General features: G+C 53.7%; 9 protein-coding genes. 6 read left to right on the top strand and 3 right to left on the bottom strand.

All coding sequences use genetic code 11. The features are described 5' to 3' along the window. The first annotated feature begins 63 nt into the window (after positions 1-63). Positions 64-1,626 carry a pyruvate carboxylase subunit B gene (locus tag LIO98_RS01325; RefSeq protein ID WP_291952557.1) on the top strand — a complete coding sequence of 521 codons (1,563 nt, stop codon included), beginning with the start codon at positions 64-66 and terminating at the stop codon, positions 1,624-1,626. 90 nt (positions 1,627-1,716) lie between these two features. Here LIO98_RS01325 and LIO98_RS01320 read toward each other — a convergent pair whose 3' ends face one another. The 3 genes from LIO98_RS01320 to LIO98_RS01310 are packed head-to-tail and all read right to left on the bottom strand — an operon-like array spanning position 1,717 to position 5,327. Continuing rightward, the gene (locus LIO98_RS01320) at positions 1,717-4,503 is read right to left on the bottom strand and encodes a prepilin-type N-terminal cleavage/methylation domain-containing protein (protein ID WP_291952555.1); all 2,787 of its coding nucleotides are present in this window, start codon (positions 4,501-4,503) and stop codon (positions 1,717-1,719) included. A 3-nt stretch (positions 4,504-4,506) separates the two neighbouring features. After that, complete coding sequence (locus LIO98_RS01315; protein ID WP_291952553.1) at positions 4,507-4,881, bottom strand: hypothetical protein; 375 nt, start codon at positions 4,879-4,881, stop codon at positions 4,507-4,509. Further along, complete coding sequence (locus LIO98_RS01310; protein ID WP_291952551.1) at positions 4,878-5,327, bottom strand: hypothetical protein; 450 nt, start codon at positions 5,325-5,327, stop codon at positions 4,878-4,880. Before LIO98_RS01310 ends, LIO98_RS01315 begins: the two co-directional genes overlap by 4 nt. A 530-nt stretch (positions 5,328-5,857) precedes the next feature. Here LIO98_RS01310 and LIO98_RS01305 point away from each other — a divergent pair. The 5 genes from LIO98_RS01305 to LIO98_RS01285 all read left to right on the top strand — a co-directional run bounded on the left by LIO98_RS01305 (position 5,858) and on the right by LIO98_RS01285 (position 10,075). Next, positions 5,858-6,229 (top strand): DUF1622 domain-containing protein, encoded by a 372-nt coding sequence (locus LIO98_RS01305; RefSeq protein ID WP_066743048.1) that lies wholly within the window; start codon positions 5,858-5,860, stop codon positions 6,227-6,229. Between the two features lie 72 nt (positions 6,230-6,301). Further along, entirely contained in the window at positions 6,302-6,955 is a 654-nt protein-coding gene (gene fsa / locus LIO98_RS01300) for a fructose-6-phosphate aldolase (protein ID WP_291952548.1), read from the top strand. Positions 6,956-7,124: 169 nt separating this feature from the next. After that, positions 7,125-7,835 (top strand): GntR family transcriptional regulator, encoded by a 711-nt coding sequence (locus LIO98_RS01295; protein ID WP_291952546.1) that lies wholly within the window; start codon positions 7,125-7,127, stop codon positions 7,833-7,835. Between the two features lie 238 nt (positions 7,836-8,073). After that, positions 8,074-8,562, top strand: coding sequence for a tripartite tricarboxylate transporter TctB family protein (locus tag LIO98_RS01290; RefSeq protein ID WP_291952544.1), 489 nt, complete (start codon positions 8,074-8,076; stop codon positions 8,560-8,562). A gap of 13 nt (positions 8,563-8,575) precedes the next feature. Then, complete coding sequence (locus LIO98_RS01285) at positions 8,576-10,075, top strand: tripartite tricarboxylate transporter permease (RefSeq protein ID WP_291952542.1); 1,500 nt, start codon at positions 8,576-8,578, stop codon at positions 10,073-10,075. Positions 10,076-10,093 lie beyond the last annotated feature (18 nt).

Raw genomic sequence — 10,093 nt, 5'->3', positions numbered from 1 at the left:
CAAAGACAGGTGGCGCTTCTACAGGCATATGGCTGATATGAAGATGGAAGGGTAAGGTTATCGATGTCTGAAATCGAGATCAAAAAAGAGATCAAGGACTGCAATGGGAAGGTAATCGCTACCAAGGTAACGACGGGAGCCGCTTCGGCGGCCCCCGCCTCGGAGCCGGCGGCGAAGGCTGAACAGATTACCGTGACGGAAAACAAGAAGACGGAGGCCCCCGCGGCCAAGGCAAAGCCGCGCGTCGGCATAATGGAGACCGCCTTCCGCGACGCGCACCAGTCGATCATGGCGACGCGCCTGCGCACGGACGACATGCTCCCCATCTGCGAGGCGATGGATGAGGTCGGCTACCACTCGATAGAGATGTGGGGCGGCGCGACCTTCGACTCGGCGATGCGCTTTCTCAACGAAGACCCGTGGGACAGGCTGCGCCAGATAAAGAAGCGCCTGAAAAAGACCAAGACCCAGATGCTTCTGCGCGGTCAGAATATCGTCGGCTACCGCCATTACTCGGACGAGGTGGTGCGCGAGTTCGTTAAGCGCGCCATCGGCAATGGTATAGACATCATCCGTGTATTCGACGCGCTGAACGACCTGCGCAACATGTCGATCGCCGCCGAGGCCGTCAAGAAAGAGGGCGGCGAGCTTCAGATGACGATCTCTTATACGATCTCGCCGGTGCATACGCTTGACCTTTTTGCGAAGCAGGCGCGCGACATGGCCGACATGGGAGCCGATTCCATCTGCATCAAGGATATGGCGGGGCTTCTCTCGCCCGTCGCGGCCTCGGCGCTTGTAAAGGCGATCAAGAAAAAGGTCAGTCTGCCGGTGCAGATACACAGCCATTACACGAGCGGCATGGCGTCGATGAGCTACATGGCGGCGCTTGAGGCCGGCGCGGACGTCGTCGACTGCGCGATCTCGCCCTTCGCGATGGGCACAAGCCAGCCCGCGACGGAGACGATGGTCGCGGCGCTTGCCGGCGGCCCGCTCGATACGGGGCTTTCGCTTGAAAAGCTGCTGCCGGTCGCGAAGCACTATCAGATGCTTCATGAAAAATATAAGGACCTGATAATGGGAGTGAGCGGAGTCAACGTCAATATCCTTCTCTATCAGATACCCGGCGGTATGTATTCCAACCTCCAGAGCCAGCTCAAAGAGGGCGGCTGCCTTGAAAAATTCAAGGAGGTCATGGAAGAGGTGCCGCGCGTGCGCAAGGAGATGGGCTATCCGCCGCTCGTCACGCCGACAAGCCAGATCGTCGGCACCCAGGCGGCGATGAACGTCATCTCCGGCCAGCGCTGGAAGATGGTGCCGAACGAGGTGCGCCAGTATTTCCGCGGTTACTACGGAAAGACGCCCGCCCCCGTGGATCCCGAGATACAGAAGCTGGTCCTCGGGGACGAGGAGCCGATAACCTGCCGCCCCGGCGAGAAGATCGCCCCCGAGATCGAGCAGGCGAAAAAAGAGATCGGCGTGTGGTGCACGCAGCCGGAGGACGTGCTCTCCTATATCCTCTTCCCGCAGGTGGCTAAGGACTTCCTGCCCAACAAGTTCGCGAAGGAGACCCTCGTGAACATCGGACAGGAGCCGCAGGACGACCCCGAAGCCTACGCCGTGTAGGGTAAAAAATATCTGCCCATTGATAAAATTAACGGAGGCGGCCCTAAAGGGCGGCCTCCGTTTTTCGTTATGAGGAGCGGGAAGCTCCGGTTATTTGTTGTTATATTTTCCGTAGGCTATACACATCGGACAGCCGCAGGATGCGCTGTAGCCTGACGAGACGTGCTGAAGGGACATTACGCAGGGCTGCGTTTCATTTTGCGCGTTTTTGAAACGTCCGGCATAGGCGTTGCCGTGCGCCTGGTTCCCGTTACCGTCGCTTGATATGCCGAAGAGCTCACGGTTCCACTTAACAGCGGTATCCCTGTCCGCCGAATATTCGGCGAAAACGGTCGGAAAACTGCCGTTTGTCTTATCCATGCCGAATACCTGCGCGCCGCTTTCCATTATCGACCGCAGCTCTCCCGCGTCGAATCCGGGGGCGATCGTCATGTCGTAGATCTCTACGCTGCTTCTATTTCCCAGCTGTCCGCCCCAGATCGCGAGGCCGATCCAGCGGTAGCGGTCCGGAGTCAGTATCCCCAGCTTATCCTTACCGCCATTGGTGGTGCCAAGCTCTTTGCGGGGGTCGAGGTTCTGCGCCTTATATACGCCGCCGTTGAAAGTTTTGCCGCCGCGAGAGAAGCCTTTTTTATAACGGGAGTTGCCGTCGTTATGGTCAGGAGTCTGCAGCGCGTAAAAATTGCTTCCTGAATCGTAATAACCAGAATTATTTTCGCTGGTGCTGACCGTTCTCTCAACATCCCCGGTATCCGCGCCATATCTTTTGGCTTTAAAGGTGTATAGATAATCTGTTATTTTCCCATACCAATTCTTTATAGTCTCTACCTTTGGCTTCTGCCCGACAAAACTCCCGTACCACGCCGGTTCTGAATAGTAGAACCTCGGCCCGCAGAGGAAGGGGTCCTCAGCGCGCAGTTCCCTTTCAGATTTCTTGGATTCCTCCATGACCTTGCTGAGGTTTTTCAGCAGCCTCATGCGTACGAGCAGCTGCGGGTTTTCCTTATCGCCGGTGTGGTATTCAAGGATAGTTACCATATATCGGCGGCGAGGCTGCATCTCTTTGCATTCATCCGTGAAGTCGCCCCTAGTTCCTCGTAAGTCTGTTTCTTTTGACTCTTTTGCCTTGAAGATGTTGTTTTGCAGCGCGGTATTTACATACTGCGGGTTGTAATAATTATTGTAAAAGGTCCCGCCTGAGCCTCCAGAAATCGATCCAATGGCTGTGGTATTATTTATGACCGATTCTATAGGGGAGTCGATCTCCTGAACGCCGTATCGTTGATAGCCGCCGACATTACCAGAAGTATTTTGCAGTCGTATCGGATAGCCGTTAGCGCCAGGATCGTAGTAGAGGCAATAGCCGCTGGTAGCGCCATTATTCCTGTAGCCGTTGAGGAGCAGCGCGAGCCCCGCCGTCGTAGTTCCCACCTCCGCGTCCACGATGATAGAATAGTTGGTAATGTTTGTGTAGCTTACACCGTCAAATATCTCTTTGTCATATTTCCTCGCGTCGCCGATATCTTCGGGTAGCAGGGCGCCCCCTATCTGTATATGGTTGTTTCCAGCGTGGTACTCCATTTTTACGCGGTATTCGCCGGTTTCCGGGTTGATGTAGCCGACGGCGCTGAAATTACTGTCGGTACTGTCCAGATGTATCTTATTGGGTATGAGGTCCACCTGATGCTGCGTAAACCTACGGAACCAGGTCTGCCCGTCGGGATTTGATTGTAGTATCCTCACGCGTACGCTCCACTGCTCGTATCCTTTGGGGCGCACGAAGCCGCCGCCGTCGTCGGCGTCGCTGTAGGCCGGAACTACCCAGGCGCGGAGGTAGCCGAAGGAGCCGAACCTTTCTACACTTGTCATACTATCTTTCTTCAATTTTCCCTCGCCGTCAAAATCAGAATCGAGATTGTTGCCGGTGTAGACATAGAAGGTGCCGGAGGTCGGTATCTTGAGAAATTCATCCTCTTTGCCTGAGGCCTTTTTATACTGGTCGCCCGCGAGGTAATAGACGTTGCCGGACTTTATCACCAGCGGCCAGCAGTAGTTGCCCCTAGTCTTTTCGTTGTGGTAATCAGGGTGTTTGTCGTCGTAGTTGTCGTCTTCCCAGTAGCCGGTGCTCTTTTTCAGCGAGGCCTTGCTCTCCGAACTTATGTAGTAGAGTGTCTTCGTCGCGTCCTTGTTGCCGGAGGGGACGATAATGTTGTAACGGAGCTGGATCACGCTGTCCTTTTCCACCGTTTCCTCGTTTTGCAGCGGCCGGCCTTCTCCCGGAATGGGGTACAGCTGCAGTTCACGGAAGTCGAAGATGTTGAAGTGGAGCACCGGGCCGCGGTAGGCGGCGGCCTCCGTCTCGGAGCCTCTCTTCGCTGGCCTGTTGATAAGCGCCGAATCGATGTCCAGCGTTACGTGGGCAGACTTGATTCTGGGAGCCTGCGCCTCCACGCGCATTCTGAGGATGAAGTTTTCCGCCCGGTCTTCGGAGGCGGTGGGGACGCTGAAATCGAGCGAGGTGATGAATTCGGAGCCGGTCAGTGGTTCGTCCCTGTCGCCTATCCTGTATTTAACGCACTGCTCCGATTCGTCGAGGTAGACGTAGCAGTCCTCGGAGTCGCTGACGGCTACATCCGGGAGGTTCGGAAGTATCTCGACGATCGAGGCCCGGCTCATCATCGGCCATATCTTATGTTTGAAGGAGGCGGCGGTGAATCTTGCCCCGTTCGTCACCTTGCCGTTGGCCTCCGCGCGCGTGTAGAGGCGCAGCCCCATACTGAGCCCGGTAATGATGCCGCCCATGACGATCACCATCATCACCATGCCGATTATCAGTTCAACCAGGGTGAAGGCCCTTCTGCGTTTTAGCGCTCTCATCGCTCAGTCCTCCCTCTTAAGAAGATAGAAGGCCGTCCCACGTCTTTTACCGTTCTCGTGTTCGTAGAGGTAAAGACCGCAGGTCAGTGAGATTGCTTTTAGGTCCTTGTCGCCGCTTTGCGGAGCGAGAGTGGTGGCTACCGTCCCATTATATTTGCCCAATAGCTCGGTGGCGCCGATATCCGGCGAGATGGTTAGGCGCATAGCGTCCCTCTCCGTCATGTTCGTTATTTCCATGTCGGAGCTTATATCCTCCCGTGATTTCACGATGGAGCCTACGCTGTAGGTGATCGCTCCTATAAGCGCCAGCAGGCCGATAATGAATATCGTTATCGAGATGAGGACCTCCACCAGAAGAGAGCCTGAATGCTTCGTCATTTGATATCCCACCCGTAAATTTCCCCGTTGTCCCTGCCGTAGCGACAGGAGGCGGAGACGCTTTTTCCTCCCGCGCCGCTGGCCGTGACTTTTATCCGCATGTAGCTTGCGCCGGCGTCGGCGCTGACCGCCAGGTCAAGGCTCGCCTCGAAGCCGCGCGCGGCGTCGGTGACATTTATGACGCCGCTCTTATTTATCTCTTCGCCGTTGTCAGCTTTCCAGTATTCTTTTTTCAGCTGGGAGCCGAGCGCCGCGGCGCCCGAGCGTGCGAGGAAGAGCAGCTGCTGTTCCTCGTAATGCTCCGTCTGCCATCCTTCTATGCGCAGTGTTCCGACCGTGATGTTAAAGGCCACGAGGCTCAGCACGGAGAGCAGGATGAAGCTGATAAGCACGGTGACGATAAGGGCGGCCCCGCGTCTTTTTGACGGCGGGGAAAATATATTCATAAAATCACATCCTGTCACGGTCCATATATGTCTCTTAAATTTGCGGCGCGGCCGTGAAAACAAAAGCGGCGTAAACCGGCCGGACGCCAAGCTGCCATTGTGTTTATAATATAAATAAGACTATAAGTCATATTAAGTCATATTTCAAGGCTATGGTGTCGCATATTATGACTTATAGCCATTTATTATTGATATGGCCTGTAGTTTAAATGATAAATACATGGTACAGAACGTTGGGCCGATTTGTTGCCGCCGTCTTTATCCATGCCGCCCGTCAGTATTTTTGTGGGAGTATGCCGACGTTTCGCCTTTGGCGCGGCAGTTGTCTGACAAGGTGCCGCTTTCAGGCGGCAGACCCTGCCTCTGTTTTGCCGCTAGTGCGGGAACGGATGATACAAGACCGGCGAAATGTTGATTTTTTGTGTTTTACCTCTGAAAAGACCCTTTTATGAGAAAAATGTCGTGCAAAAAACCCTCTCTCATTATAAAATTATCTTTAGTTTCAATATAGGATAGAGGAGGGGCTCCGCATGCTTCACGATTTTGCCGCCGTATCGAGGACCATCATCGAATTTATCAGCATACTCATCATCATGTGCGGCGTGGCGGTCGCCATCTTCCGCGGATGCCAGCTCTTCTTCACCTCCCGCTCCGGCCACAGTCTGCCGCGCGACGCCTGGATCCAACTGCGGCTCTCCTTTGAAGATACGCTGATGCTCGGCCTTCAATTCCTGATGGCGGCGGATATCATCGGCACGATCAGCGACCCTGATCTGCAGGGTGTGATCGTACTCTCGGTCATCGTCCTGCTGAGAGTGATCCTGAGCTTCACGCTCAGCCGCGAAGTGGCGGAGATGGACCGGCAGAAACGCGAGAACGCCGCCGCGCGGCATGACGGTTAAAATCTTCAAAGAACGGCAGTAAAGAACCGCAAAGCAAATAGAAAATCAAATAATTGAAAGGAAGTCCGTGTCATGAAATTTTTTCTCGATACCGCAAACCTTGACGAGATAAAGACGGCCCACTCCTGGGGTGTCATCGCCGGGGTCACGACAAATCCCACCCTTGTATCAAAAGAGGGCAATATAGATTTTCACACCCGCGTGCGTGAGATCGCGGAGACGGTGAACGGTCCCGTCAGCGCCGGGGCCGTCTCTCTGGAAAAGAGCAGGCTGATCGAAGAGGCGAAGGTGCTCGCCGGTATCCATCCGCAGGTAGTCGTGAAGGTGCCGCTGTGCCCCGAAGGCCTAGGCGCAGTGAAAGAGCTTACGGCGCTGGGGATCAAGACGAACGTGACGCTCGTTTTCAGCGCCAACCAGGCGGTGCTCGCCGCCGCCGCCGGCGCGACATATGTCAGCCCCTTCGTCGGGCGCCTCGACGACATCGGCGAGGACGGCATGAAGCTGGTATACGACGTGGTGGAGATATTCGATCTCTACGGCATAGAGACGAAGGTGATCGCAGCAAGCCTGCGCCACCCGGCCCATGTCCTCGAATGCGCGAAGGCCGGAGCCGACTACGCGACGGTGCCCTTCAAGGTGCTTAAGATGCTTTTCGAGCATCCGCTCACAAAGAAGGGGATCGACCAGTTCAGCGCCGACTGGGCGAAGTATTTGGCGAATAAATAAGATTTGTAATAACAATGGCGGAGAGCGGTCGGAAGGCCGCTCTTTTTTGATGCTGTTATGTGAGGGTAAAAATGAATACTTTGGGGCTTGTATTATTTTTAGTTTTCTGCTTATATATCAAGTATAAATTATTATGTATTACAATGCCTTGTTGAAAAGGGAGAATGGTATGAACACCAATAATCCGTTTAGCTCGTTAAGCCAATATGCGCCCAGCGCCGCTTTTAATACCAGCGTCGAGACTTTGGTACTGCAGACGCTGCGCTCCGCGATTACGCAGGGAGCGTTTTATCCTGGACAGGAAATAGACGAGGCCGCGATCGCCGACGGCCTTCAAATCAGCAAGATGCCGGTGAGACAGGCGATCGCCGCTTTGGAGGTCGAGGGGCTGGTCACGAAGGTCCCGCGAAAAAAGGTCTATGTCACCAGCCTTGACAGCCATGATATAGAAGAGATATACACCACCAGGATTGCCCTCGAGGAGGTGGCGATCAGGGCGGCGGTGAAGAAGGCCACGGAAAAGGACTATGAGCTGCTGGAAAAGAATCTCGCCATCCCGCTATCGCAGATGGACGGCTACGTGGGCTTTCTCGAGGTCGACAAAGAATTTCATTCATTGCTCTACGCCCCGTCCGGCTGGCAGCGTGTTATGAAATATTTGCAGCAGCTGCGCAACAATACCGCTATGTATAGGATTTTAAGAGAACCACTGCCGCCGGAAAAGCTTCAGCTTTCACTCCAGGAACACCGGGAGATATATGACGCCTACCGCAACGCGGACGAGGATATGGCGGCCAAGCTTTTGAGAGAACACACATTAAGGACCGTTCCGAGTCTGCACGACATCGACAGGGCAAACGAGGCGGTCCCGCAGAAATAAGATAACGCTGAAATTAGAAGAGCAGAGGTGTCCATGGATAAAGGGACGCCTCTGTTTTGTCTTTTTAATAGGAAGATTACGCGCTTGACAATATCTCAAAAAATGATATAAATAATTTAATATAAAAAATCATAAATACAATTTATGTACAATTTAAACACGGCGACGGAAGGAGGATAGGTGTTCACCACGATATAGAACTTGCGGTATGTAAGCTGGAAGAAAACGAGGTGTAAAAATGAGCGGCGCAAGAAGCTATAAGGAAGATCTCGCGGCGGGGCTGGTATGTTTTGCCGGTGGTCTGGTGTTTTATATTAATGTGCACTTCCAGGAGATGATAAAGTTTGACCTGCTGGGCTCAAAATTTTTCCCGAAGCTGGCATGTGCGGGAATAATGTTTTTTGGCGGTATCCTTGCCTTACAGTCGATCTCCAGAATAAGGGGCTTAAAAGCGGAGAAGGAAACGGAAGCCGCTCCCGAGGGTAAAAGCTTTTTCAATAAAAGGAAGCTCCTCTTTGTCGCCTACTCAATTATCTATTTCGCCGCGTTGGAATTTTCCGTTGGGTTCCTCTATGCGACTCCGGTATATATGTTTCTGAACATGCTGCTTTTGGACGCGGCAAAATCGTCGGCGTCAAAGATGGCGAGATATATTGTCTTTTCCGTTGTGGTGACCGCGGCGGCCTACCTCTTCTTCAACAGAGTTCTCTACCTACTTCTTCCGTAATGGGGTGCAGAAAATGAATCCAGATATTATTCAGGGTATTATAAGTATTTTTTCTCCCTTTCCCTTCATGCTCCTGCTTATCGGGACGTTTGCCGGAATAATTTTCGGCGCGATCCCCGGTATGACGGCGACGATGGGCATCGTGCTTTTTCTGCCGCTCACCTTTAAAATAGACCCGGTATCTTCGATATGCCTTCTGCTCGGCATATACACCGGAGGGATATCAGGCGGGCTTGTTTCGGCGGCGCTCTTAAGGATGCCGGGGACCCCCTCCTCCGTGGCTACCACCTTTGACGCCTATCCGATGGCACAGAAGGGCGAGCCGGGAAGGGCCCTCGGCATAGGGATATTCGCCTCTTTCATCGGCGGCCTGTTCAGCTCCGTCGCTCTGATATTCGTCGCCCCGCAGGTGGCGAAAATTGCCCTGACCTTCGGGAATTTTGAATATTTCTCAGTTGCGGTCCTTGCATTGAGCATCGTCGTCGTACTTTCGAAAAAATCAATGACCAAAGGTTTGCTGGCGACCTTCATCGGTCTTTTCTTCGCGACGGTGGGGAGTTCGGAGATAGATATGGTTCCGCGCTTCACCTTTGGCTTTGAGGACCTTGAGGGCGGAGTCAATATAATGCCGTACCTGATCGGACTTTACGCTATATCGCAGATTATTTCCGACATGGGCTCCGACAACAACGTCCTTGTGCCGAAGGTGCCGATAAAAAATGTGTGGATCGGTTTCCGGAATTTCTTCAGGGGTGATGTTTCAAATGTGACACAGAGCACGCTCATCGGGTTCTTCATCGGCCTTCTGCCGGGCATCGGCGGCGCGACGGCAAATGTTGTCTCATATGGAAATGCCAAGTCCCACTCAAAACATCCGGAGCTCTTTGGAACTGGGTATAAGAGCGGAATAATCGCCTCGGAGGCCTCAAACAACGCGGTGATCGCGGGGGCGCTTGTGCCGATGCTGACGATGGGCATCCCCGGCGACGCGACTACCGCCGTCCTCGTGGGAGCGCTGATGATACACGGCCTCCAGCCGGGCCCGATGCTCTTCAATAACAACGCGATGTTCGTCTACAGCACCTTCTCCGCCGTCTTCTTCGCGAACCTGGCGATGTTTATTATGATGCTCGTCGCCATTAAATTTTTCATAAAAGCGCTGAGCACCCCTAAAACGTACCTGCTTCCCTTTATTGTGGTGATGTGCGTGGTGGGAGCCTACGCGCTGAATAACAGGATTTTTGACATCTGGCTCCTGCTTTTCTTCGGCCTTGTGGGCTACTGTATGGAGAGGCTCGAATTCCCCATGACCCCCGCGATACTCGGCTTCGTCTTGGCGCCGCTCATTGAGAACAATCTGCGCCAGGGTCTAATGTCGAGCAACGGCAGCTATATGCCTCTGTTTGAGGGGAAGATCTCTCTCTGCTGCCTGATCCTGACCGCTATATCCCTTGCTTGGCCGCTGGTGAGCGGCGCGCTAAAAAAACGCAAAATCAAAGTTGATTCACAATAGTGGTAATTCCAAATATCA

It is taken from the genome of Cloacibacillus sp. (assembly GCF_020860125.1).
Taxonomy (GTDB): Bacteria; Synergistota; Synergistia; order Synergistales; family Synergistaceae; genus Cloacibacillus.
The sequence above is the reverse complement of the archived record's forward strand: the minus strand, read 5'-3'. Positions and strand labels throughout refer to the sequence as shown.

Excerpts from the sequence above, each read along its gene's own strand:
- LIO98_RS01320 (WP_291952555.1), bottom strand. The coding sequence starts at position 4,503 with ATGAGAGCGCTAAAACGCAGAAGGGCCTTCACCCTGGTTGAACTGATA.
- LIO98_RS01290 (WP_291952544.1), top strand. The coding sequence starts at position 8,074 with ATGAGCGGCGCAAGAAGCTATAAGGAAGATCTCGCGGCGGGGCTGGTA.
- LIO98_RS01285 (WP_291952542.1), top strand. The coding sequence starts at position 8,576 with ATGAATCCAGATATTATTCAGGGTATTATAAGTATTTTTTCTCCCTTT.
- LIO98_RS01310 (WP_291952551.1), bottom strand. The coding sequence starts at position 5,327 with ATGAATATATTTTCCCCGCCGTCAAAAAGACGCGGGGCCGCCCTTATC.
- LIO98_RS01295 (WP_291952546.1), top strand. The coding sequence starts at position 7,125 with ATGAACACCAATAATCCGTTTAGCTCGTTAAGCCAATATGCGCCCAGC.
- LIO98_RS01325 (WP_291952557.1), top strand. The coding sequence starts at position 64 with ATGTCTGAAATCGAGATCAAAAAAGAGATCAAGGACTGCAATGGGAAG.
- fsa (WP_291952548.1), top strand. The coding sequence starts at position 6,302 with ATGAAATTTTTTCTCGATACCGCAAACCTTGACGAGATAAAGACGGCC.
- LIO98_RS01305 (WP_066743048.1), top strand. The coding sequence starts at position 5,858 with ATGCTTCACGATTTTGCCGCCGTATCGAGGACCATCATCGAATTTATC.
- LIO98_RS01315 (WP_291952553.1), bottom strand. The coding sequence starts at position 4,881 with ATGACGAAGCATTCAGGCTCTCTTCTGGTGGAGGTCCTCATCTCGATA.